At 62.7% G+C, this 21,966-nt stretch carries 21 protein-coding genes and 1 tRNA gene; 9 read left to right on the top strand and 13 right to left on the bottom strand.

All coding sequences use genetic code 11. The annotated features are described in order from the left end of the window. Positions 1–11 precede the first annotated feature (11 nt). Positions 12–2,252, top strand: a complete 2,241-nt coding sequence (locus tag F0Q04_RS09835; RefSeq protein WP_182345296.1) for a RelA/SpoT family protein — start codon at positions 12–14, stop codon at positions 2,250–2,252. Between the two features lie 83 nt (positions 2,253–2,335). Beyond that, positions 2,336–2,412, top strand: a tRNA-Val gene (locus F0Q04_RS09840). Positions 2,413–2,574: 162 nt separating this feature from the next. Here F0Q04_RS09840 and F0Q04_RS09845 read toward each other — a convergent pair. The 4 genes from F0Q04_RS09845 to F0Q04_RS09860 form a co-directional block, all read right to left on the bottom strand. Beyond that, positions 2,575–3,915 carry a serine hydrolase domain-containing protein gene (locus F0Q04_RS09845; protein WP_116924993.1) on the bottom strand — a complete coding sequence of 447 codons (1,341 nt, stop codon included), beginning with the start codon at positions 3,913–3,915 and terminating at the stop codon, positions 2,575–2,577. A gap of 380 nt (positions 3,916–4,295) precedes the next feature. Then, positions 4,296–4,592 (bottom strand): DNA-directed RNA polymerase subunit alpha C-terminal domain-containing protein, encoded by a 297-nt coding sequence (locus F0Q04_RS09850; RefSeq protein ID WP_165841128.1) that lies wholly within the window; start codon positions 4,590–4,592, stop codon positions 4,296–4,298. A gap of 159 nt (positions 4,593–4,751) precedes the next feature. Further along, positions 4,752–6,127, bottom strand: a protein-coding gene (locus F0Q04_RS09855) for an IS3 family transposase (protein ID WP_182345607.1) whose coding sequence is annotated in 2 segments (ribosomal slippage) — positions 4,752–5,638 and positions 5,638–6,127 — 1,377 coding nt in all. Because the reading frame shifts where the segments join, the coding sequence is not laid out codon by codon here. Positions 6,128–6,574: 447 nt separating this feature from the next. Beyond that, positions 6,575–6,799 (bottom strand): hypothetical protein, encoded by a 225-nt coding sequence (locus F0Q04_RS09860; protein ID WP_182345297.1) that lies wholly within the window; start codon positions 6,797–6,799, stop codon positions 6,575–6,577. Between the two features lie 278 nt (positions 6,800–7,077). Between F0Q04_RS09860 and F0Q04_RS09865 the strand changes: the two genes are divergently transcribed. The 5 genes from F0Q04_RS09865 (at position 7,078) to F0Q04_RS09885 (ending at position 10,588) form a co-directional block, all read left to right on the top strand. Further along, the gene (locus tag F0Q04_RS09865; RefSeq protein WP_116924995.1) at positions 7,078–7,287 is read left to right on the top strand and encodes a CsbD family protein; all 210 of its coding nucleotides are present in this window, start codon (positions 7,078–7,080) and stop codon (positions 7,285–7,287) included. Between the two features lie 106 nt (positions 7,288–7,393). After that, complete coding sequence (locus F0Q04_RS09870; RefSeq protein WP_116924996.1) at positions 7,394–7,894, top strand: MgtC/SapB family protein; 501 nt, start codon at positions 7,394–7,396, stop codon at positions 7,892–7,894. 132 nt (positions 7,895–8,026) lie between these two features. After that, positions 8,027–8,632 (top strand): lipocalin family protein, encoded by a 606-nt coding sequence (locus F0Q04_RS09875; protein ID WP_182345298.1) that lies wholly within the window; start codon positions 8,027–8,029, stop codon positions 8,630–8,632. A 257-nt stretch (positions 8,633–8,889) separates the two neighbouring features. Further along, positions 8,890–9,747, top strand: coding sequence for a siderophore-interacting protein (locus tag F0Q04_RS09880; protein WP_182345299.1), 858 nt, complete (start codon positions 8,890–8,892; stop codon positions 9,745–9,747). A 193-nt stretch (positions 9,748–9,940) separates the two neighbouring features. Beyond that, on the top strand, positions 9,941–10,588 hold the full coding sequence (locus F0Q04_RS09885; protein WP_182345300.1) for a LysE family translocator: 648 nt from the start codon (positions 9,941–9,943) through the stop codon (positions 10,586–10,588). A 100-nt stretch (positions 10,589–10,688) separates the two neighbouring features. Here F0Q04_RS09885 and F0Q04_RS09890 read toward each other — a convergent pair whose 3' ends face one another. The 5 genes from F0Q04_RS09890 to F0Q04_RS09910 form a co-directional block, all read right to left on the bottom strand. Beyond that, on the bottom strand, positions 10,689–11,663 hold the full coding sequence (locus F0Q04_RS09890) for a hypothetical protein (protein ID WP_182345301.1): 975 nt from the start codon (positions 11,661–11,663) through the stop codon (positions 10,689–10,691). After that, positions 11,660–12,232, bottom strand: coding sequence for a sigma-70 family RNA polymerase sigma factor (locus F0Q04_RS09895; RefSeq protein ID WP_232539570.1), 573 nt, complete (start codon positions 12,230–12,232; stop codon positions 11,660–11,662). The genes F0Q04_RS09890 and F0Q04_RS09895 overlap by 4 nt, the downstream gene beginning before the upstream one ends. Positions 12,233–12,323: 91 nt before the next feature. Next, positions 12,324–12,674, bottom strand: coding sequence for a hypothetical protein (locus tag F0Q04_RS09900; RefSeq protein WP_182345302.1), 351 nt, complete (start codon positions 12,672–12,674; stop codon positions 12,324–12,326). A 13-nt stretch (positions 12,675–12,687) separates the two neighbouring features. Beyond that, the gene (locus tag F0Q04_RS09905) at positions 12,688–13,269 is read right to left on the bottom strand and encodes a hypothetical protein (protein WP_182345303.1); all 582 of its coding nucleotides are present in this window, start codon (positions 13,267–13,269) and stop codon (positions 12,688–12,690) included. Positions 13,270–13,420: 151 nt separating this feature from the next. Beyond that, positions 13,421–14,632, bottom strand: coding sequence for an ABC transporter substrate-binding protein (locus F0Q04_RS09910; RefSeq protein WP_027010617.1), 1,212 nt, complete (start codon positions 14,630–14,632; stop codon positions 13,421–13,423). Positions 14,633–14,844: 212 nt separating this feature from the next. On the opposite strand from F0Q04_RS09910, the gene F0Q04_RS09915 reads away from it, so the two are divergent. After that, on the top strand, positions 14,845–15,123 hold the full coding sequence (locus tag F0Q04_RS09915; protein WP_182345304.1) for a hypothetical protein: 279 nt from the start codon (positions 14,845–14,847) through the stop codon (positions 15,121–15,123). Further along, positions 15,107–17,143, top strand: coding sequence for a VC_2705 family sodium/solute symporter (locus F0Q04_RS09920; RefSeq protein WP_182345305.1), 2,037 nt, complete (start codon positions 15,107–15,109; stop codon positions 17,141–17,143). The genes F0Q04_RS09915 and F0Q04_RS09920 overlap by 17 nt, the downstream gene beginning before the upstream one ends. Positions 17,144–17,243: 100 nt before the next feature. Here the strand turns inward: F0Q04_RS09920 and F0Q04_RS09925 are convergent, their stop codons facing one another. The 4 genes from F0Q04_RS09925 to rpoD form a co-directional block, all read right to left on the bottom strand. Then, a complete protein-coding gene (locus tag F0Q04_RS09925; protein ID WP_116925004.1) occupies positions 17,244–17,597 on the bottom strand; it encodes an FKBP-type peptidyl-prolyl cis-trans isomerase in 354 nt (117 codons plus the stop codon). A 113-nt stretch (positions 17,598–17,710) separates the two neighbouring features. After that, positions 17,711–18,016 carry a winged helix-turn-helix transcriptional regulator gene (locus tag F0Q04_RS09930; RefSeq protein ID WP_027010615.1) on the bottom strand — a complete coding sequence of 102 codons (306 nt, stop codon included), beginning with the start codon at positions 18,014–18,016 and terminating at the stop codon, positions 17,711–17,713. Between the two features lie 318 nt (positions 18,017–18,334). Further along, positions 18,335–19,165: a formate dehydrogenase accessory sulfurtransferase FdhD gene (gene fdhD, locus F0Q04_RS09935; protein WP_182345306.1), complete on the bottom strand. Its 831-nt coding sequence runs from the start codon at positions 19,163–19,165 to the stop codon at positions 18,335–18,337. 140 nt (positions 19,166–19,305) lie between these two features. Then, positions 19,306–21,771 (bottom strand): RNA polymerase sigma factor RpoD, encoded by a 2,466-nt coding sequence (rpoD, locus tag F0Q04_RS09940; protein ID WP_182345307.1) that lies wholly within the window; start codon positions 21,769–21,771, stop codon positions 19,306–19,308. Positions 21,772–21,966: the final 195 nt, after the last annotated feature.

Raw genomic sequence — 21,966 nt, forward strand, 5'->3', positions numbered from 1 at the left:
GTGGTGACAACATGAAAAGTCTTACGGCAGTCGCTCAGCCCGCGCCAGGCGCGGAATATCTTCCCCCGGAGCCCGTCTCCCCGCTGGTGGCTGCCACTGCCAATGCCTTGCCGATGCAAGACAACGTGCTGGCCCGGGCGCGCGCTTTTTCCGTACCGCTGATCGCCGAGGAAACCCTGGATACGGGCGAGAACGCACTGCAGCACGCTGATGCCGTCGCTGCCATCCTCAAGCACATTGGTGGCTCCGAAGCGATGCAGGCGGCTGCCTACCTGGTACACACCAGTGAGCAGCTGAACAAGCCGCGCGAAGTCATCGGCAAAGCCTTTGGCGAGAGCTATGCGGTGCTGGCGGTGGAGACCGTGGCGCTGATGAAGGTGCAGGCGCAGGCGCGCCAAGCCGATGCCGGCCACCTGGTCGATGACCCGGCTACGCAGACCGAGAACATCCGCAAGATGCTGCTGGCGTTCTCGCGCGACTTGCGCGTGGTGATGCTGCGCCTGACATCACGCCTGCAAACCTTGCGCTGGTATGCGGCCACCAAGGGGCCGGTGTCGCCCGCGGTGGCGCGCGAGAGCCTGCAGGTTTTTGCGCCGCTGGCCAACCGCTTGGGTATCTGGCAGATCAAGTGGGAGCTCGAGGACCTGGCTTTCCGCTTTCTGGAGCCCGATACCTATAAGAAGATCGCCAAGCTGCTCGATGAGACCCGGGTCGAGCGTGAGCTCTATATGGTGGGCCTGCGCGAGCGGCTCGAATCCGACCTGCGCGCGCACAGCATCAGCGCGACAGTCGCTGGCCGCCCCAAGCATATCTACAGCATCATCAAGAAGATGCGCGGCAAGTCGCTGGGCTTTGACCAGCTCTTCGATATCCGTGCGCTGCGCGTGGTGGTGCCCACGGTCAAGGACTGCTATGCAGCCTTGTCCTTCGTGCACGAGGCCTTCAGCCCGGTGGAGTCGGAGTTTGACGACTACATCGCCCGGCCCAAACCCAATGGCTACCAGTCGCTGCACACGGTGGTGCGGGACGAGCACGGCAAGGCCATCGAGATTCAGATCCGCACCCAGGCCATGCACGACCATGCCGAAAACGGTGTGGCCGCCCACTGGGCCTACAAGGAAGCGGGCACCAAGGGCTATGCCGGCGTATCTGCCACCAGTGATTACGACGCCAAGATTGCGGTGCTGCGCCAGCTGCTGGCCTGGCGCAAGGACATGGTCGGCCAGACCCAGGACAGTGGCCTGTTTGACGACCATATCTATGTGCTGACGCCCAATGCCGCCGTCATTGAGCTGCCCCAGGGCGCTACACCGGTGGACTTTGCCTATTCGGTGCACACCGATCTGGGCCACCGCTGCCGGGGTGCCAAGGTCGATGGGCAGATGGTGCCACTCAACACACCGCTGCAAAACGGGCAGACGGTGGAGGTCGTCTCCGTCAAGGAAGGGCGGCCATCGCGCGACTGGCTCAATGCCGAGCTGGGCTACCTGGTCAGCTCGCGCGCCAAGGCCAAGGTGCGCGCCTGGTTCAATGCCCAGGTCATGCACGAGACGGTGAGCCGGGGCCGCGAACTGGTCGAGAAACTCCTGCAGCGCGAAGGCAAGACGGCGCTCAAGCACGATGACCTGGCCGACCAGCTGGGCTTCAAGACCGCAGAGGCACTGTTTGAGGTGGTGGGCAAGGACGAGTTGTCGCTGCGCACCATTGAGAACATCCTGCGCCCCCCGGAGCCCCTGCAGGCCGATGATGAAATGGTGCTGAGCCGCCCGCGCAAGGCCACCGAGGGCTCGGGCAAGGGCGGCGTGCTGGTGGTGGGCGTTGATTCGCTGATGACCCAACTGGCCAAATGCTGCAAGCCCGCACCGCCCGATCGCATCGGGGGCTTTGTGACGCGGGGCAAGGGAGTGAGCGTGCACCGCCACGACTGCAGCAACTTCCGCGAGATGTGCGCCCGCAATCCCGAGCGCAGCATTGATGTGGAGTGGGGCCTGCCCACCCATGGCCAGCGCTCGACCGAAGCGGTCTACCCCGTCGATGTGGCCGTGGAGGCCCACGACCGCCAGGGCCTGCTGCGTGACATCTCTGAGCTGTTCGCGCGTGACAAGACCAATGTGATCGGTGTGCAGACCCAGTCTGTCAAAGGCACTGCCTGGATGACGTTCACTGTAGAGGTGTCGGACTCGGGCAAGCTGGCCAAGGTGCTGGCCTCTGTGGCGACGGTATCGGGCGTGCGCTCGGTGCGCCGCAAATAGGGCCGAAAAGCACTATTTTCAAAAAAAGCCTCAACTTTCCATTTGGGCCGTTTTTTCTGGCTATAATTTGAGTCTTCAACGACAGGCGCGTAGCTCAGCTGGTTAGAGCACCACCTTGACATGGTGGGGGTCGTTGGTTCGAGTCCAATCGCGCCTACCAAATTTTCCCTCTGAAGAGAACCAGACTTCAGGATCACAGGGATTTGGTATGAAACCTCTCCAAGGTTTCTATTTTGAACAAACCGCCTTCTGGGCGGTTTTTTCATTCCTGGCCTCTTTTTGCAGAGGGTGGCAAGGTTTTCTCTACGAAATCTCAATATTCCTAACGCGGGTGTTTCTTCAAATGCCGCGCCAGCGCTTCAAACGCAGGCAATGACATCGGATCATTTGCCGCATTAGCAGCCACCGGGTGCGAGCCGTATCTCGCAATGACCATCTGCGCGGTCGGATCGATATAGAGCGCCTGCCCATGCACGCCGCGTGCGGCAATGGCGCCGTGGGCATTGTGCGTGACCCACCACATATTGCGGTAGCTCCAGCCCGGCAAGAGGGCGTAGCCGGCTTTGGCAAAGTCGGCAGGCTTGCCGCCTTGGCGGATGTCGGCGATCGCGGCTGCAGGGATGATTTGCTGGCCATTGAAAAAGCCGTTGTTGCGCACCATCTCGCCAAAGCGCGCCAGGTCGCGCAGGCCGGTGTTCAAGCCGCCGCCGGCAAACGGGGTACCGGTCGCGTCGACGGACATATAGGCATCCTGCTCGGCGCCGAGGCGGCTCCAGATGCGGCTGGACAAGAGCTGCGCGACGGACTGGCCGCTGGTGCGCGCAATGATCCAACCCAGCGCATCGGTATTGGCGGTGCGGTAGCCAAATGCCTCACCGTGCATGCCTTGCGGCTGGACCGTTTGCAAAAACTCATAGTAGCTGCGCGGGCCTGTGAAGTCCTTGGGCTTGGGCAGTGGATTGCCTGCGGCCGCATGGGCCCAGACCTCTGCCTGGGGGTCGGCATAGTCTTCGCTGAACCGGATGCCGGTGGTCATGTCCATCACCTGGCGCACCGTGGCGCTGCCAAAGGCAGACATGGCGAGTTCGGGCACATAGTCTGCGGCCTTGCGGTCGGGGTCCAGTGTTCCCTCTGCGACCAGCATCGCTGCCAAGGTGCCGACAAAGGACTTGGTGACCGACATCGCCGCATGCTGGCCATCGGGCTGGAGTGCGCCGGCATAGCGCTCGTAAACAATGCGGCCTTGGTGCAGCACGACGATGCCGTCGGTGTAGTTGGCGGCCAGTGAGTCCCGCCAGCGCATTGTTTCACCGGTATCGAGGCGCTTGAATTCCACGCCGTCAATATCATCGCGCAAGGCGCTGCGCAGCGTAGCGGCAGGCCGCAGTCCTCGCGAGATATTGACGGTCGGCATCAGCTCGCGAAAGTGCGAGACACTCCAGCGCATCGCCGGGAATTGGAAATACGAGCCGTCGTCAAACCGCAGAATGCGGTCTGCAGGCGGCGGCGACCCCACCATCCAGCCCAGTTTGACGGGGTCGCTGTCTGCAGCGTCGGGATAGGGTTGCGGAGGCGAAGCGGGAGCCGCAACGGCGTTGACCGCCCCCAAAAGCGATGCGGCGACAAGGCGTGATGCGCGATTCAACCATTGCGGTGCTGCCATGCTCTAGCTCCATGCAGATGTGTTTATCGCAGTATCTTACAGAGCACGATATGCTGATGGTTTCATCGCGCGCCATAAATACTTCCCCGACCGCATCCGAATACCGCAGCCATCAAGGGGGCGCATATTCAGCGTTTGGTGCGTTTTGCTGCAGCGAAATAGCCCCAGAGTGGGCGGCCTGTTGATCGCTGGGCGCATGTACATGCTGAGGCTGCGCTGGCGTCGGCGGTGCGGGGCTATGGGCCGCATGCGCTACAAGGCGCTGTCTCCTTGCGAGATGGCCGCTTCGTTGTTGAGCAGGTCAGCTTGGCCTGGGGCATGCAGCACACGCTGGCGCTGGCGCTGGCGATATGGGGATCGCATATCGGCCCGTCAGCGGCTCAGGCCGCCGTGGCCAGGCCCAAGGCAGCCAGCGGGGCGCCATGCATCTTCTTGGTGGGGCGTTGCCCATCTTTGAGTTCAGCCAGATAGCACTGACCTGGAAAGAAAACGGCCTCCACCTCGCGCAGGGACTGCAGGCCAAAGCCGGCCAGTTTGAGCAGCCGCTCGGGATAGGCGGCGATGACTTCTTCCACGGTCGTGATGTTGTGGCGGGCCAGGGCGTTGAATGCGCGGTTGGAGAGCTTTCCTGCAAGCGGAGTGGCGTGCGCGGCTTGCGCACCGTTCAGCGGAGACATCAGATAGAGACAGGGTTGTGTTGCGAGCCGCAATCCTAGCACCCGAGTCCTCATACAAGCTTACAACCCCGCGGGCTGCTGCGAGAAGCGGCGCATGCCGCGCTGTGCAAGAAAAAAGCCCTCCAATGAACTGACCCCAAGAAGTTGGACAGTTGGAAGCTAGGGACTGAAGGCCTGAATCCGGTATTGCACCGGACTCAGGCCTTTTAGTTTTAGCTTGATGCGTTGGTGATTGTAGTAATGGATGTAGTGGTGAAGACCTTCTTGAAGCTGCGCCACACTGCTGAACTTGTTGAGGTGGAAGAACTCGGACTTCAAGGTTCCGAAGAAGCTCTCCATCGCTGCGTTATCCAAGCAATTGCCCCGACGTGACATGCTTTGCACCAGGCCATGATCGGCCAGCAAGCGGCGATAGGCACGACTTTGGTACTGCCAGCCCTGGTCGGAATGCAGCAATGGTTTTTCCTCCCTGCCCAGCTTGCCTAGCGCCTTGCGCAACATGTCACCCACCATCTTCAAGCGCGGTTGCGTATTCATCTGATAGCTCACCACCTCGCCATTGAATAGATCCATGACAGGCGACAGGTATAGCTTTTTACCCAAGACGTTGAACTCTGTCACGTCCGTCACCCATTTCTGGTTAGGCTGCTCGGCCATGAACTGGCGCTGCAACACATTGGCCACGTCCGCGTGCTGCCCGGCGCGATAGGAGCGATATTTCTTGGGCCGAACCAGGGACTTCATCCCCATTACCTGCATCAGGCGCTGCACGCTCTTGTGGTTCACATGACAGCCATTGCGCTTGAGTTCAAGCGCAATACGCCGATAGCCATAGCGTCCTTTGTGAAGCTCGTAGACAGATCGGATCTGAGCCTTGAGCTCAGCGTATTTGTCGCCTCTCCTGTGCACTTGAGCCTGGTAATAGAAGGTGCTGCGCGCCAGCTTACCTGCCCGCAGCAAGTCCTTGAGGTCGTGATCTGGCCTTAGCTCAAGCACTATCCGCGCTTTTTCTGCGCAGCTTGTTTTTTCGCCTGAACCAAGGCCTCCAATTTTTTTAGGTACGCCACCTCCGCGCGCAGGTACTTCACCTCTTTGAGCAAATCTGCGTGCGAACGCGTGTCGTCCGCAGACATAACTGCTTGTGCCTGTGCGGGCTTGGCTGTGGGTGGGTTTGGCATCTTCTTGGAGCGTCCTCTTGGCCGGGGTGCAAGTGCTTGCGGCCCACCGTCGTGATATTGCAGCTCCCAGGCGCTGATGACACCCGTGCCACCCCGGATATCAAACAAGGTAATCGTCTCTCGTGCAGACAGATCATCTCGCCACATCCGCTGCAACACTGCCAGTTTGAAGTCAGCGCTGTAGCGACTGAACTTCTTGCGCAACCCTGATAGGCCATGCTGCTGGTAGCTCTTTACCCAACGTCGCACTGTCGCTTGGTCGAGACCGTGAGCATGGGCCAGTGCTCTGAACCCATGCTGCCCCTGCACGTAGCCCTGGACAACTTCCAGCTTGTAACTCTCGTCGTACTTCGCCATGAAAAACACCCCAAAGGTTGGATTGATGTCCAACTTTTGGGGTGCAGTTCACAAGAGGGCTTGCAAAAGTGGCAAGGGTGGGTGGAGGATCACCCGTCAACGGGCCAAGGTTTAGTGCACCAAAGGCATGGCGCTAAGAACCTGTTCAAAGTCTCTACGCAGCCGCGTTGGAGTGCAATCGGGATGAGTTCGAAGGGATGGAGCGCAGCTTGCACCGGGGTGCAAGCAAGGGCCAGCACGCAGAAATCGCCCGATTTCACTCCAACCCATAGGGACAGTGGCTTTGCGCTGCCCGGGAAGGGGCGCCCGGCTAGGGAGCGGTCTGCGTCGTTGCAAATCCTCGCAATAGCATCATGGCTATTGCTGCGGTATTGCGCGGCTGGGCGCCCCCCTCGCATCCCATCTCGCAAAGACACTGTCGCGGCGCGAGGAGACTTTGAACAGGTTCTAAGAGGGGATGGTCGGACTTGCCGAGCTGGCCAAGGTCACGATCATCTTGGGCTTTTGGCCCCGGTAACTGAGTTCATTGCCTTTGTACTCTGGCCTTTCTATCCAGGTGATACGGGAGTGGGGAACACCGTCGGGGTAAGAAATTCGGTCCTTTTCATAACGGGCTTGAATCTCTTCTTGGCTCAGTGCCTGAGCCGGAAGGGGTTTGGATGCATAAGTCATGGCTTTCAACTCCTTGAATATCGCTGGAATGCCGGTTCTATGCGAGGCCGCTCCTCGTCGCCACCCCCAGTATGCGCTTTACAAGATGTACTGGGTATGGAATGGCCATAGACAAAGCCATGCTCTGTTGTATAGGGGGCGCAAATCCGCCGTGTTCGCCACGCTGTGGGAGAGTCCCTACGGTAATGCTGCTTGCACGACTGCAATGCGGGGGCCGTGAGGGTGTGACACTGAAACCACACAAGCCGATTAACCCGCAAACCCGCAAGGAGTGACAGATGAACGAAGACACGATCAAAGGCAACTGGAAGCAATTCAAGGGCAAGGTCCAAGAGCAGTGGGGCAAGCTGACCAATGATGATCTGGACGTGGTCGACGGCAAGCGCGAGCAGCTGGTGGGCCGCATCCAAGAGCGTGAAGGTATTGCGAAAGATGCTGCCGAGCAGCAGGTCAAGGATTGGGAAACCAAGAACAATTACCGCTGGTAATTCAAGCAGCCTCCCTGGCTTTTGCGAGGGAGGTCTTTTTACTTTCTGCATGCAGGCGGCCATAGAACGTGGCCGCCTTGCTGCGTGATGCACCAAGGCCCGAGCCATGAATGCTTCTGACTCCGCGTTCCAAACCATCATTCACACCATCGCTGGCGAGCTGTCTGATCTGACCGATCTGGCGCAGGCCACGCGCATCATTTTCAAGCTGCTGCTTGCGGCCCTGCTGGGTGGCATGCTGGGCTATGAAAGAGAGGCCAGCGGCAAGGCTGCCGGCCTGCGCACGCACATGCTGGTGGCCATGGGGGCGGCCACCTTTTTGGCCGTGGCGCAACTGATGGGCATGACGCCGATGGACTCCAGCCGGGTGATCCAGGGGCTGATTGCTGGCGTGGGCTTTTTGGGAGCGGGCGCCATCTTGAAACCCGCCAAGGAAAACACCGAGGATGTGAAGGGCCTGACCACCGCCGCAGGCATCTGGTTCACCGCAGCGATAGGCATGGCGGTGGGCGCAGGTGAAGAGGCCGCTGCCATTTTGTGCACCTTGTTTGCGCTCTTTGTGCTGATGGTGCTGCCCAAGAATGTGGTGCCCAAAAAAGGCAATTGATGCGCCGCTGCAGGGCGCGCGGTGCAGACCCTGACGCCTTGTCGGAATGCACCTAGGCCGCTGCCGTGGCAAGGCCTACGCAGGCCGCTTGCCATCGGCGGTACAAAAGGGTTTGTTGGAAGGAACCCTCTTATGCGCCGCACACCTGAGGCATCGGCCTCCTCCAGAACCTCCTCCTTGCCGCTGGCCATGGCCTTGACAGCTGCAGTGTCTGCGCTGTGGTACACCGGCCAGCGGGTGAGGGTGCCCAAGAATGTTCGCCCTGTGCAGAACTTCGATGTCCGGCAGTACATGGGCCACTGGTATGAGCTGGCACGGATTGACTATGTGTTTGAGCGCGGACTGACCTCCTGCACCGCAGACTACTTGTTGCAAGACAATGGCACGGTGCAGGTCACCAATCGCGGTTTTGACCCGGAGCGTGGCCAATGGAAGTCGGCAACTGCGGTGGCCAAGCTGCTGTCCGGCCCGGAACTGGGCTCGCTGAAGGTGTCGTTCTTTCGCCCTTTATATGCCGGCTACCATGTGGTCTATGTCGACCATGATGCAGGACACGCCGTGGTGGTCGGTGATGCGGCCAAGTACGCCTGGATTCTGTCGCGCACGCCGAGCATCGATGAAGCTACCTACACACGCCTGGTGGCCATCGCCGCCAGCAATGGGGTCGATGCCCATCGGCTGATCCGGGTGCCGCATGGCGCGGCGCTGGAGATGGTCGAGAGCAGCAAGGCGGCGTAAGATCAGTGCATAGCTGGCTGCAAAGGCTGCGTGAAAGGTATGGGTATTAAATGATATTCATTCTCAACTGGTTTATGATCCCGCCATCGAGAGCGTCAGCCACAGCGCGGCTCTTTGCTTCCGTTTCATCGTGGGGCGACCCGGGACCTCAGCGTCTCCAAGGTCGTTTTTGCTAGCCACCGGCAGGCCCTTGCGGTCTGTCAGCCAGCCAAGCTCTTTTCTCCACGCACTCGATGGCCCATGCGGTCTGTGTATCGATGTCCCATTCCTCCGCTTCTCCCAACCCATCTTCCAGCCCAGTGGCCGCGCAGGCGCCTCGCGACCAGGAGCACCAGCGCGGACTGCACCAGATCGATGCCACCATCGTCTCGCTGCAGCGCCCGTCGCCCCACACCTTGCGGGTGGGCATGCATCTGGGCGATGTCGGCAACGACCCGGTCTGGGATGAGGCGAATGTGGCTTTCCGTGTGTACCCGGATCTTCAGGCACCTGCGGTCTCGCGCGTCTATACCGTGCGAAGCTTTGCGCCGCACAGCCGCTGCGCCGAGTTTGATGTGGTGATGCATGGCGGCGACAGCCCCATGATGCGCTGGGCCGCGCAGGCTGCCATTGGCCAGCAGGTACGGCTGACAGGCCCCCGCGTCAACATCGTGCTGCCCGACGCCAAGGGCCGGCCTGTGGCGCTGTTTTGTGATGATTCGGGCCTGCCCGCGCTCTACTCGATCTTGCAACGCTGGCCCGCAGGGCTGGGCGGCGTAGGCTGGATTGCCAGCGACGATCTGCATGGGATTGCAGAGCTGCCACGGGTGGCTGGCCTGCAGCTGCAGCGCTTGCCAGGGCATGGGCGCGACCCGTTGCTGCAGCAGGCGCGCCAGTTGGCGGGCGCAGCTGGCCATGTGATCTGGGGCGCGGGTGAGCGCGATGAGATGCGCGCGATGCGCAAATACTTCCAGTCGGAGCTGGGCATGGACAAGGCCGATGTGTCGATTGCTGGCTACTGGAAGCGTGGCGCGAGCAATACCGAAATCGATGCCGAACGCCAAAGCGCGTACCAAAAATTCACCGCCGCTGGCGGCAAGCTGGCGGACTGGGATGACCTGGGGATTGCGATTTAACGCCAGGGCGATGTAAGCACGCGCCAGCCGCATTCACCCACCGGGCGAGCGGCCCGGTTTTTTATCGGCGGATGGGCGCTGGCGCTGCTTGGCAAGTGACTGCCCAATACATTGAATTGCGCGGTGCTTCGCGGCACAATCGCGCTTTTTGCCCTGCACTGCAGGCGCGCGTTCTTCCCGCTCTCTGCTGCCCATGTCTGAACTCAATCTTTCGCTGGTGTTTCTGTTTGCGCTGTCGGTCATTACCTTGCTGATCACCCCGGGCCCCGTGACCTTGCTGGTGGCCCGAGCGGGCCTCGTGGGCGGCATGCGCCATGCGTTTGCCACCATTTGTGGCACCAACCTGGCATCGCTGGTGCTGATTTTTCTGTCGGCGCTGCTGATCAAGGGCTTGCTGGTTATCGATGAATCTGCGTTCAAGCTGGTGCGCGTGGCCGGCTGCCTCTACATTGTCTGGATTGCCTGGGGCATGATCCGCGACGCCTGGGTGATGGATGCCCAGCCCGGCAGGGCCATGACTGCGGAACCGGCCACCGGCAGCCAGCAAGGCGGCTTCAGCCAGGGCTTTATCCTTGGTGTCTCCAACCCCAAGGACATCATTTTCTTTGCCTCGTTCTTGCCTCAGTTCATGGGCGTGTTGCCTGCGCCCTCCCACAGCCTGGCGGTGCTGACCGTTGTCTGGATGGTGCTGGATTTCAGCATGCTGGGCCTCATTGCGCTCCTGGTGCGCAGCTTGATTTCGCCCGCCCGCGAAAAGCGCATCTTGCTGGTGGCCTCCTGCCTGCTGCTGGCCATTGGCGTTGCCGGGTTGGGCTATGGGCTCTATGACCTGCTGGCTTAGGTCTGCCTAAATCCTGCACCACTTCTTCGCTGATACCAAGCCAACAGGCCTGCTACATGCAGGCCTGTTTTTTTATGTCTGCACACTGCTTGGCGGGGACTCAGCGGCTGTCCACTGGCTGTGCAGGCTCTGCCTCATGGGCGGGCGCGGGGCGGCATACCGGCAGCGGTGCAGGTGCTGGCAAGCCAGCGGCCAAGGCCTTGTCATAGGCCTGGATGCGGCGGCGCTGCTCGGCCAGGGCCTGGGGGTCCAGATCGGCGCTGCATGGGGGCAGGGTGGGCGCAGCGGCCAGCGCGGAGGCAGCTTCTGATGCAGCCGGTGCTGCGGCTATCGGTGGCGCTGGCCGCTCGGCCGCGCGTTTTTCTTCGGCGGCCTGCTTTCTGGCAGCGGGTGAGACAGCAGGGTATGCGGGTGCAACGGCGGCTGTAGCGGGTGCCGCAGGTGCTGGCATCGGCGGCGCTACTGGCGTAGGCGCGGCTGCCGGCGGCATGCGGCGCTCTGCCTGCGGGGCGGGTGCGATGGCTGGCGCGGGTGCGGTATTGGCGCTGCTCGCGCCTGCGCCAGCAGAAGCGGGGGCAGGCGGGGGCGCCGCATCGGCGGCAGAGCTTGCTGCTTGGCCTATGGGCGCCACTTCGCTGCGCATCTTGGCGCTGTCGGGGCTCGCCGCCCTGTCGGCGGCGGTGGGTGCGGCGGGTGCGCTAGGTGGTGGAGGCGGTGCCGATGCAGCGCTGGGCGCGCTGTCCATCTGCGGCGCCTCCAGCTGCGGCGCGCCGGGCTCATTCAGGTGCTGCAGCGCCAGCCAGCTGACCAGGCCAATGGCAGCCAGGCTGCCCAGGGCCTGCAGCCACCAGCGGCGGTCATTGGCGGCCTCGCCCCGGAAGTGCTGGCCTGGCTGACCGGGGCTGTCCAGATCGGTAGGCGTAGCGGCTGGCCCGGGGCCCTGTGCGGCTTTGGCGCGCGCATGGGCCAGGATCTGCGCCGTGCTGGCGTCACTCGGGCCGGCGTCCTGCGCGCTGGCCTCGCAGTACAGGTCGACCAGGGCATCGGGCCGCTTGGGGTCTTGCGGTGTGTTCATGCGGTCACCTCGATGGCCTGGCGCAGTTTGGCGCGGGCATAGCGCAAGCGGCTTTTGGCGGTTTCCTGGGTCACCTGCGTAGCCGCGGCAATGTCGGCCACCGACATATCGGCCTCAGCCTGCAGCAAAAAGGCCTCGCGCTGTTCGGGCGGCAACTGGGCCAGGGCAGCGAGCAAAGCACGCGCCAGGTCCTTGCGGCCTTGCAGGCGCTCGGGGTCAAAGCCGGAGTTGGCAAACAAGGTCTCGGCCAGGCGCATGCCTTCGCTGTCCTCTTCATCGAGGCTGCGGTGGGCTTTGTGGCGGCGCCAGTGGTCCACCAGTTTGTGGTGCGCCAGGGTAAACGCCCAGGTCGTGAACTGCGCCTGGGGTTGGTAGCGCTGGGCGCCATCGACCACGGCAAACCAGGTCTCCTGCGCCAGGTCATCGGCGAGCGCAGCATTGCCGGTATTGCGGAAAAAATAGCGCCACAGGCGCTGGCTGTGGCGTTGGTAGAGCTGCTCAAACGCCGCGACTTGGCCGCCGGCGTAGGCCAGCATCAGCGCTTGGTCGTCTTGCAGTGCATCTACCATGCGGCAGATTATGCAAAAGCCTGCGCCCGCTGGTGGCCCATGTGGAGAAAATCGCACGCCGCAGCACGGCGATGCCTGCGGCTGCTGGCCCTCAATAGGCAGGCGGATCAGGTACATAGCCAGAGGGCGATGCCGGAAAGGGGCGGGGCGCCGGCTGCACGGCGGGCTGTGGCGCGCGGATGACGCCCTGGGCCACCAGGTTGGCATAGCTGTCGTAGCGGATGCGGATGATCTGCGCCGGGCTGCTGCTGGCGCTGTGGAACTCCGTGGTCCGCGTGGCGGAGCGCTCCAGCGCGCCATGGCCGGTGCCCAGGCGCGGTGCCACCGGCGTGGGCGCGGCGGCCGGCGCGCTGGCCTGGCGCGATTCTGCGGCGGCCGAGGCACTGAGGGCCGCAGATGCCGCAGGAGCGGCTGTGGGCGGCTGCACCGAGGCGCTGGGCATCGCAGGCGCTGCACTATCGGCGATGCTGGCTTCGGCAGCCGGTGCCGTGCTTTTTTGCGCGGCACTGTTGCGTGCGATCGGGGGCTGGGGCAGGGGGGCGCGCTCGCGGAACACCGCGACGCCGATCGATATCTCGCGGCCGGCCGGTGCGTGCGGCATAAGCGTCTTCGCTGTGCGAGAAATAGAAGGCCGCCACCTGCTGGTCGCTCTTTCGCCAGCCTGCAATGGCCCATTGCTGGCGGCTGCCCAGCACATAGCCATCGTCGGGCACGGCTGCGGCGGCCTGGCCGCTGATGGCGTTGATGCCATCAATGCTGAGCACGGCCAGGATGCGGCCCCGGCTGCGGTTGTTGATATCGACCGCATAGCTGCTGCCCGGCTGGCCCGCCACCCAGTATTCGCCCTGGTGGTAGTACAGCGGCAGGCGCTGGCCGCTGCTGCGGTCAATGATCTGCACATCGGCCAGCTGGCTGGCCTGTGCGGGCAGGCTGCCCAGCAGGATGCTGGCAAGCAGGGCCCATGCGGCCAGTGCGTGGAGGGTACGGGGCTTGCGTGCGCGGCACGAAGCAGGGGTGGGGGGGAGGATGGTGTGCATGGCAGGGCGCTGCAGAAGTGGTGGTCTGCCCTGAATCGCGCTGCCCGCCCGCAAGGGGTTAAAAGGCCCCGCCCGCAATCGTATTTATTTGTAAGTCGCCTTGGCAGGTGCTTTCGCAGGCGCTCCCACGGCGCCTGCGCTGCAACCGCGCTTACTTCTGCGTGACCAGCGAGCAGGTGCTCTTGGACAGCGGCTGGAAGGCCTGTTCGCCCGGGATGGTGTCGAGGATCTTGTAGTAGTCCCAGGGGCCCTTGGATTCCTTGGGGGTCTTCATCTGCACCAGGAACATGTCATGCACCATGCGGCCATCCTCGCGCACATAGCCGTTTTGCGAGAACATGTCGTTGATCTTCATGGTCTTGAGCTGCTTGGTCACGGCCAGGCCGTCGTCGGTGCCCGCCGCCTCGATGGCCTTGAGGTACTGGGTGACGGCCGAGTAGACACTGGCCTGGTTCATCGAGGGCATCTTCTTCATGCGGGCCTGGTATTTTTTGGCCCATTCGCGCGAGGCATCGTTGCGGTCCCAGTAGAAAGCGGTCGCAAAGGTCAGGCCCTGGCCCAGCTCCAGCCCCATCGCATGGGCATCGTTGATGTAGATCAGCTGGGGCACAAAGGTGAGGTTCTTGGTCATGCCAAACTCACGCGCCGTCTTGATGGAGTTGACGGTGTCCTGCGTGGCATTGGCCAGCGCGATCACCTGCGCCTTGCTGGCCTGGGCCTGCATCATGAAGGACGAGAAATCGCTGGCATTGAAGGGGTGGTAGACGGTGCCCAGCACCTTGCCGCCTCCTTCCTTGACGAAGTCGGTGACCGTGGCTGCCGTTACCTTGCCGTAGGCGTAATCGACGGCCACGATGTACCAGTCCTTCTTGCCCTGGGCCAGGATACTTTGCACCGCCGACTTGCCCAGCGAGTACGAATCGACCGTGTAGTGGATCGAGGTGGGGCCGCAGAATTCATTGGTCAGCCCGGTGGACAGTGCGCCCGTGCTGATGGCGACCTTGCCGCGCTCCTTGGCCATCGTGAACACCGCGCCGGCGATGGCCGAGTTGTTGATGTCGACGATCATGTCCACACCTTCGGCATCCCACCACTGGCGTGCCTTGGTGCCGCCGATATCGGCCTTGTTCTGGTGGTCGGCAAAGACCACTTCCACCGGCTTGCCCAGTACCTTGGCGCCAAAGTCTTCGACCGCCATCTTGGCCGCCTCGACCGAGCCTTTGCCGCCCGAGTCTGCGTACTGGCCCGACATGTCGCTGAGCACGCCGATCCTGACCTTGTCATCGGAGATGCCGGCGGCCTGGACGGCCAAGGTGGCGCATGCCAGCAAGCTGGCAGCAGCGGTGGATGTGCGAAGGGTCATGCTTGTCTCCTGTCTGTTTTTTGTCGTCGTTGGCAGTGCCCGGCTTTGCTGCAGCGCGGCCCAAGCCTGTGCAGGCATTATCAAAAGCGATGTCGCGGGCGATCACGGTGCTTCCCCTAAGGCGCTGGGCAAACCAGTCCCATCTGCGACAAAATGCAAGAATGCGGGCTGCAGCCTGCTGCTGTCTCAGTCATTCGGCTTGAAAGGCCCCGATGGATTCCTCGCACCCCAACCCTGCCCCTTTTGAACCCATGCCACTCAACGCGATGAAGCTGCTGGTCTTGCTGGTGCTGGTGCTCAGCACCTTTGGCGGCCTGTACTGGGCGCCCGAGATCGATGCGATCTGGGGCAATGGCACGGCCTACCTCTATGGGGCATCGGTGCTGCCGGTGCTGTATGTGCTGCTGGTTGCCGGCTACGCCTTGTACATGCACCGCCATCCGGAGAAAGACGTGCAGGTTGCCCGCAGTCACCATGGCACGAAACCATAAGTTCTTTGTGCTGTACCTGCTGGGCCTGGGCTGCTTCATCGGCCTGGTGGCCTGGGCCGAGCGCACCGGTCTGTCGCGCCAGTGGATCGGCCCGCTCTTTCTGTTTGTGCCGGTGATGATGTATGCGGCCATTGGCGTCTGGGGGCGCACGGCCGATTCGGAGGAGTACTACGTCGCGGGGCGCCGCATTCCGCCGCTCTACAACGGCATGGCCACTGCGGCCGACTGGATGAGCGCGGCGTCCTTTTTATCGCTGTCGGGCGCGCTGTATTTGCAGGGCTTTGCCGGCACCAGCCAGCAAGCCGGGGGGCTGGCCTACCTGCTGGGCTGGAGCGGCGGCTTTGTGCTGGTGGCGCTGCTGATTGCGCCGCAGCTGCGTGCGCTCAATCTCTACACCTTGCCCGATTTTTTCCAGCTGCGTTATGGCGGGCGCTGGCCGCGCGTGATTGCCGCTGTCGCTGCGGTGATGTGCTCGTTTTCCTATGTGGTGGCGCAGATCTATGCGGTGGGCCTGATCGCCTCGCGGCTGACCGGCGTGCAGTTCGAGATCGGCATCATGCTGGGGCTGGGCGGCGTGCTGGTCTGCTCCTTTCTGGGCGGCATGCGTGCCATCACCTGGACCCAGGTCGCGCAGTATGTGATGATCCTGCTGGCCTTTCTGATTCCGGTCTCCTGGCTGGCCTACCAGCGCCTGGGCAGCCCGGTCGCCGCCGTGGCCTACACCCAGGATCTGGGCAAGATCGCCGAGTACGAGAAGGGGCTGCTGAGCGATTCGGCCGAGCGCGATGTGGAGCTGGTGTTTTTGCAAAAGGGCATGCTGTATGAATCGCGGCTGCGCAATATTCCCGCCGCACTGGAGGCCGAGCGCACGCGCCTGCAGGAGAAGGTGCAGCAGCTGCGCATCAGCAATGCCGATCTGAACCAGGTGCTGGCCGCCGGGCGCGAGCTGGCGGCGCTGCCGCAGGACGAGACCAGCGCGCGCGAGCTGTGGACGGCGGCGATGCGCGAGAACTATGCCCGCGCCCAGCCGCTGGGCGGCATGCCGCAGCACACCTTGCCCTATGCGCCGATGCTGGGCTCGGAGCAAAGCGCGCAGGAGCAAGAGAGCCTGTCGCGGCGCAACTTCATGGCGCTGATGTTCTGCCTGATGCTGGGCACCGCCGGCCTGCCGCATTTGCTCACCCGCTACTACACCTTGCCCAGCCCGGCTGCCGCGCGCAGCTCGGTGGTCTGGACCTTGTTCTTTGTGGTGCTGCTCTACACCAGTGCGCCCGCGCTCGCCGCCCTGGTCAAGCTGGAGGTGATGCAAGGCCTGGTGGGCAGCCATTTCGATGCGCTGCCGGCCTGGATTGCGCAGTGGACACGCATGGACAACGCCTTGCTGTCGATCGAGGATGTGAACGGCGACGGCATTGTGCAGTGGGGCGAGATCCATCTGGGCGCCGACCTGATCATGCTGGCCACGCCCGAGCTGGGCGGCCTGCCATTTGTGGTCTCGGGCCTGGTGGCGGCCGGCGGGCTGGCCGCTGCGCTATCGACAGCCGATGGTCTGCTGTTGACCATCAGCAATGCGCTGGTGCGCGATCTCTACCTGGTCGAGCGGGGCAAGTCGGTCACGCCGCAGCAGCGCGTGATTCTGTCCAAGTTCACCTTGCTGCTGGTGGCGCTTGCGGCCGCGGCCGTCGCCTCGGTGCGCAGCTCGGGCATTTTGGTGCTGGTGTCGGCCTCGTTCTCGATCGCTGCAGCGGCCTTTGTGCCAGCCATGCTGCTGGGCCTGTACTGGCGCGGCGCTACGCGGCGGGGCGCTGTCTGCGGCATGGCTGCGGGCCTGGGCATCACCTTGTACTACATGGTCGTCAACATGCCGATCAACAGCCTGGCGCCCGGGGCGCAGGCCTCGGCCCATCTGTGGTGGGGCATCCAGCCCACGTTGGCCGCGGTGTTTGGCGTGCCATTGGGCGTGTTCGTGACCTGGGCGGTGAGCTGCTGCACCAGCCAGTCCGCGCCCCTCGCCAAATAGCCTCCACCAGGCGGGCCCGGATATGAAAAAACTGCACAGGCTGGGCGCCATGTGCAGTTTTTGGGAAGGTGTGGATCACAGGCCAGGGGGCCTGCGTCGCTTAGACCTTCAGCAGTTCCACATCGAACTTGAGCGTGGCGTTGGGAGGAATCACGCCGCCTGCGCCGCGTGCACCATAGCCCAGTTCAGCGGGGATGATCAGCGTGCGCTTGCCGCCCACCTTCATGCCCTGCACGCCTTCGTCCCAGCCCTTGATGACCATGCCGGCGCCCAGGGGGAACACGAAGGGGTCATTGCGGTCCTTGCTGGAGTCGAACTTGGCGCCTTGCTCGCCATTGTTGAAGAGCCAGCCGGTGTAGTGCACGGTGACTTGTTGGCCCTTGGCCGCTTCGGCGCCGGTGCCAACTTCCGTGTCTTCGTACTGCAGGCCGGAGGGGGTGGTGACGGTGGTCATGTAAATCCTTTGTGAGTGCTTTGCTACCAGCAGCGATCATACCCGCCTGCCAAACACAGAGCCCGCACAAGGCGGGCTCCAGGGGGCAAAAAAGGGCTTCGGCGGGCGGGAATTTACTTCTTGGTCTGCGCCGCCACCCAGCGCGTGGCAAAGGCCTGCACGTCGGACAGGCGCTTGAGCAGGTCTTGCCCGGAGGGGGTGACCGTGTAGCCATCGCTGTTGTGGTCGAGAAAGCCGGCCTCGCGCAGCTCCTTGATGCGGGTGTTGAGCGTGTTGGGCGTGATGCCGCCCACGCTGTCTTGCAGCAAGCGGAAGGTCTGGGGATGTCCGTCCCGCAATGCCCAGAGCACACGCAAAGCGTAGCGGCACTCCAACCGCTCGAAGAGCTGGTTGATGGCGGTGTTTTCCTTGGCGCTCATGTAAGGGTCTCCTTGCGCTGTGTTGAGGAGCGAGGCCCAGGCCTTCGCATGCAAATCCACTGAGAGGGTGCGATCGGCGTCGCGGCAACATCTGCTACAAGTTTAATAGCTCTTCAGCCACGATGTATAGGCGCAGCTGACGATTGGACCCAGGCGGCGGCGGAAGTGTTGTTCAATTGCTACGGTTTTTGAGTGTGCAAAGGCCGTCCGCAAGGCGCTGCCGCGCCGAAGTGGCACCGGTGCGCTGCCGGGCCAGCGCCCGGTTTTGCCGCTGTCTGGCACCCATCTGGTGCCTGTTTGGTACCTGTCTGGAACTTGTCAGAGGGTGCTGTAGCGCACCACACGCGGGCCCCGGCACAGGCCAAACAGGCGCATACCGGCCTGGTTGGCCACCTGGATGGCGAGCGTGGTGGGCGCGGAGATGGTGGCCAGCACCGGCAGGCCCATGCGGGCGCATTTGCGCACCAGTTCGTAGCTGGCGCGGCTGGTCATCACCACCAAGCCGGGCTGGCCCAGCATCTGCTGCTGCGCCATATGGCCCAGCAGCTTGTCCAGCGCGTTGTGGCGGCCTACGTCCTCCAGGACGACCTGCAATTGCCCGGCCGGCGTGGCCCAGCCAGCGGCATGGACGGCGCCGGCCTGCTGGTTGAGCAGCTGCTGCTGGGGCAGCTGAGAAAACGCCGTCTGCAAGGCCGCCAGGTCCAGGTGCTGGGCCCAGTCGGGCAGCTGCGGCAGTGGCTCGGGCACCAGATCGAGGGCGTCCATCGAATCGATGCCGCAGATGCCGCAGCCGGTGCGGCCGGTGAGGGCGCGGCGCCGCTCCTTGAGGCGCACAAAGCAGCGGCTGGCGATCTGCATCTCCACGCTGATGCCCGGTGCCTCCGGGTCCGTGCCGCAGGGCGCCAGCGGCTGCACCTCGATGCCGTAGCAGTCGGCTGCCTGGTCGATGATGCCCTCGGACAGCGCAAAGCCCAGCGCAAACACCTCCAGGTCCTGCGGGCTGCACATCATCACCGCATGCGAGATGCCATTGAACACCAGCGCCACCGGCACTTCGGCCGCAACCGCATCCAGCCGCAAAAGCGCGCCCTCAGGCGTGATCACGGTGGCGGGCAGGGGCTGGACGGCGCGGGGCAGATCGGAAGGCATGGCGCTGATTGTGACGCAAAGCGAGTGACGGCGTCTGCGCCGTGGGCAGTCTGCGCCCAAAAACAAACCCCGCCGAGGCGGGGTTGGGTGGCAAGACCTGGGTCTTGCGATCCGCAGGTCTTGCAGGGCTGGGCAAGCGCTTAGATGAAGCTGCGCAGCTTGTCCGAGCGGCTGGGGTGCTTGAGTTTGCGCAGCGCCTTGGCCTCGATCTGGCGGATGCGCTCACGCGTCACGTCAAATTGCTTGCCCACTTCTTCCAAGGTGTGGTCGGTGGACATCTCGATACCGAAGCGCATGCGCAGCACCTTGGCTTCGCGCGGGGTCAGGCCATCGAGGATGTCCTTGACCACATCGCGCAGACCGGCCTGCATTGCTGCATCGACCGGCGCCGTGTTGGCGCTGTCTTCGATGAAGTCACCCAGGTGGCTGTCGTCATCATCACCAATCGGCGTTTCCATCGAGATCGGCTCTTTGGCGATCTTCATGATCTTGCGGATCTTGTCTTCCGGGATCTCCATCTTCTCGGCCAGGATGGAGGCATCGGGCTCAAAGCCGAACTCCTGCAAGTGCTGGCGGCTGATGCGGTTCATCTTGTTGATCGTCTCGATCATGTGCACCGGAATACGGATGGTACGGGCCTGGTCCGCAATCGAGCGCGTGATCGCCTGGCGAATCCACCAGGTCGCATAGGTCGAGAACTTGTAGCCGCGGCGGTATTCAAACTTGTCCACGGCCTTCATCAAGCCGATGTTGCCTTCCTGGATCAGATCCAGGAACTGCAGACCCCGGTTGGTGTACTTCTTGGCAATCGAGATCACCAGGCGCAAGTTCGCCTCGATCATTTCCTTCTTGGCATTGCGCGATGCGCGCTCGCCGTCGTTCATGCGCTTGTTGATGAGCTTGAGCTCATCGAGCGGCACAACGACACGGGCTTGCAGATCGATCAGGTTCTGCTGCAGCTCTTGCACCGGCGGGATATTGCGGCCCATGATGGCGCTCCAGCTGTTGCCCGCTTGCGCTTCCTTCTCGATCCATTGCAGGTTGAGCAGGTTGGCAGGGAACAGCTGGATGAACTTCTCCTGGGGCAGACCGCACTTCTCGACAATGATCTTGCGCAGGGCACGCTCTTTCTGGCGCACGCTGTCGACCTGCTCGCGCAGCATGTCGCAGAGCTTTTCAATGGTCTTGGCGGTAAAGCGGATGGTCATCAGCTCGGCCGACAGCTGGTCCTGCACCTTGGTGTACTGGGACGAGCCGTAGCCGCTATTGTCATAGGCCGCGTGCAGTTGCTCGAACAGCGACTGCAGCTTGGCAAAGCGCGACAGCGCCTCGTTCTTGAGCTCTTCGAGCTTCTTGGTCAGCGCCTTGGAGCCGCCCTTGCCGTCGTCGTCGTCCTCTTCGTCGTATTCGTCGAAGTCTTCTTCGGCCACGTAGTCGTCGTTTTCGTCGGCGTCGGAGAAGCCGTCCACCACGGTGGAGATGACCACCTTGCCTTCGCGGATCTCTTCGCCCATTGCCAGAATCTCGGCAATGGTCGCGGGCGATGCGCTGATGGCCAGCATCATGTCCTGCAGGCCGCCTTCGATGCGCTTGGCGATTTCAATTTCGCCTTCGCGCGTCAACAGCTCGACCGTGCCCATTTCACGCATGTACATGCGAACCGGGTCGGTGGTGCGGCCGAATTCGGAATCGACCGTCGACAAAGCCGCTTCTGCTTCTTCTTCGGCTTCTTCTTCGGTGGTGGCCGATTGACCGGTGTTGTTCAGCAGCAGGGTCTCTGCGTCGGGCGTCTGTTCGTAGACGGCCACGCCCATGTCGTTCAACATGGAGATCACCACTTCCAGCGTCTCAGCATCGACCAGCTTGTCGGGCAAGTGGTCGGAGATTTCGGCGTTGGTCAGGTAGCCGCGCGTCTTGCCCAGCTTGATCAGCGCTTTGAGGCGCTGGCGGCGGGTGGACATTTCCTCTTCGGTCAGCACGGCTTCGTCGAGGCCGAACTCCTTCATCAAGGCGCGTTCCTTGGCCTTGGAGACCTTCATGCGCAGCGGCTTGACCTTTTCGGTCGGCGCGTCTGGCGATGCGGAGACCTCTACGACCTCTTCGCTGTCGCCCGCGATGTCCTCTTCGATGTCCGAGAAATCGGTATCGTCGATATCTTCATCGCCCTTGTCCTTGGCTTTGGCCTTGGTGGTCTTGGCGGCGGTCTTGCGCGGCGCCTTGGGCTTGTCGTCTTCGGCCTTGGCGGTCTTGGCCTTGGTCGCAGTCTTGGTGGCGGCCTTGGCCTTCACCGGGGTATCTTCTTCGGCGGCTTCGCTTTTCTTGGCGGCACGCTTTTTGGGGGCGCCTGCATTGAGCAGGGCATCGGCTGCCTTGAGCAGTTCGGCCTGGGACAGGCGTTGTTTTTCGGACACGGAGCTAACCTTCTTCGTCGCTGCCTTGGCTGGGGTGGGCGCAGCACTGGCTTTTACGGTTTTGCCTGCTGCAGCAGTCGCGCGTTTGGCCGCCGGTTGGGCGGCAGGGCTGGCTGCTGTAGCTTTGGCACTTTTGGCCGCGCTGGTGGTAGTGGACGACTTGACGGACGACTTCGCGGACTTTGTAGCTGGCATGGACACCCTCAGAGCAAAGAGAACACACAAAGAAAACTGGCAAGCGCCATCACCGGCGCATTGAAACTGCAGCGGTAAAACGCAACAAAATGTGGCGAATAACGCGGCTGCACGAGGCGCTAAGCCTCAAGGCAAGATGTGGGGGCGAACATTTGGAATGCAGTCCTTGCGGTATTTTGGGCACTTGCGCTGGTG

It is taken from the genome of Comamonas koreensis (genome assembly GCF_014076495.1).
GTDB classification, from domain to species: domain Bacteria; phylum Pseudomonadota; class Gammaproteobacteria; order Burkholderiales; family Burkholderiaceae_C; genus Comamonas; species Comamonas squillarum.

Excerpts from the sequence above, each read along its gene's own strand:
- F0Q04_RS09835 (WP_182345296.1), top strand. The coding sequence starts at position 12 with ATGAAAAGTCTTACGGCAGTCGCTCAGCCCGCGCCAGGCGCGGAATAT.
- F0Q04_RS09845 (WP_116924993.1), bottom strand. The coding sequence starts at position 3,915 with ATGGCAGCACCGCAATGGTTGAATCGCGCATCACGCCTTGTCGCCGCA.
- F0Q04_RS09850 (WP_165841128.1), bottom strand. The coding sequence starts at position 4,592 with ATGTCTCCGCTGAACGGTGCGCAAGCCGCGCACGCCACTCCGCTTGCA.
- F0Q04_RS09860 (WP_182345297.1), bottom strand. The coding sequence starts at position 6,799 with ATGACTTATGCATCCAAACCCCTTCCGGCTCAGGCACTGAGCCAAGAA.
- F0Q04_RS09865 (WP_116924995.1), top strand. The coding sequence starts at position 7,078 with ATGAACGAAGACACGATCAAAGGCAACTGGAAGCAATTCAAGGGCAAG.
- F0Q04_RS09870 (WP_116924996.1), top strand. The coding sequence starts at position 7,394 with ATGAATGCTTCTGACTCCGCGTTCCAAACCATCATTCACACCATCGCT.
- F0Q04_RS09875 (WP_182345298.1), top strand. The coding sequence starts at position 8,027 with ATGCGCCGCACACCTGAGGCATCGGCCTCCTCCAGAACCTCCTCCTTG.
- F0Q04_RS09880 (WP_182345299.1), top strand. The coding sequence starts at position 8,890 with ATGTCCCATTCCTCCGCTTCTCCCAACCCATCTTCCAGCCCAGTGGCC.
- F0Q04_RS09885 (WP_182345300.1), top strand. The coding sequence starts at position 9,941 with ATGTCTGAACTCAATCTTTCGCTGGTGTTTCTGTTTGCGCTGTCGGTC.
- F0Q04_RS09890 (WP_182345301.1), bottom strand. The coding sequence starts at position 11,663 with ATGAACACACCGCAAGACCCCAAGCGGCCCGATGCCCTGGTCGACCTG.
- F0Q04_RS09895 (WP_232539570.1), bottom strand. The coding sequence starts at position 12,232 with ATGGTAGATGCACTGCAAGACGACCAAGCGCTGATGCTGGCCTACGCC.
- F0Q04_RS09900 (WP_182345302.1), bottom strand. The coding sequence starts at position 12,674 with ATGCCCAGCGCCTCGGTGCAGCCGCCCACAGCCGCTCCTGCGGCATCT.
- F0Q04_RS09905 (WP_182345303.1), bottom strand. The coding sequence starts at position 13,269 with ATGCACACCATCCTCCCCCCCACCCCTGCTTCGTGCCGCGCACGCAAG.
- F0Q04_RS09910 (WP_027010617.1), bottom strand. The coding sequence starts at position 14,632 with ATGACCCTTCGCACATCCACCGCTGCTGCCAGCTTGCTGGCATGCGCC.
- F0Q04_RS09915 (WP_182345304.1), top strand. The coding sequence starts at position 14,845 with ATGGATTCCTCGCACCCCAACCCTGCCCCTTTTGAACCCATGCCACTC.
- F0Q04_RS09920 (WP_182345305.1), top strand. The coding sequence starts at position 15,107 with ATGGCACGAAACCATAAGTTCTTTGTGCTGTACCTGCTGGGCCTGGGC.
- F0Q04_RS09925 (WP_116925004.1), bottom strand. The coding sequence starts at position 17,597 with ATGACCACCGTCACCACCCCCTCCGGCCTGCAGTACGAAGACACGGAA.
- F0Q04_RS09930 (WP_027010615.1), bottom strand. The coding sequence starts at position 18,016 with ATGAGCGCCAAGGAAAACACCGCCATCAACCAGCTCTTCGAGCGGTTG.
- fdhD (WP_182345306.1), bottom strand. The coding sequence starts at position 19,165 with ATGCCTTCCGATCTGCCCCGCGCCGTCCAGCCCCTGCCCGCCACCGTG.
- rpoD (WP_182345307.1), bottom strand. The coding sequence starts at position 21,771 with ATGCCAGCTACAAAGTCCGCGAAGTCGTCCGTCAAGTCGTCCACTACC.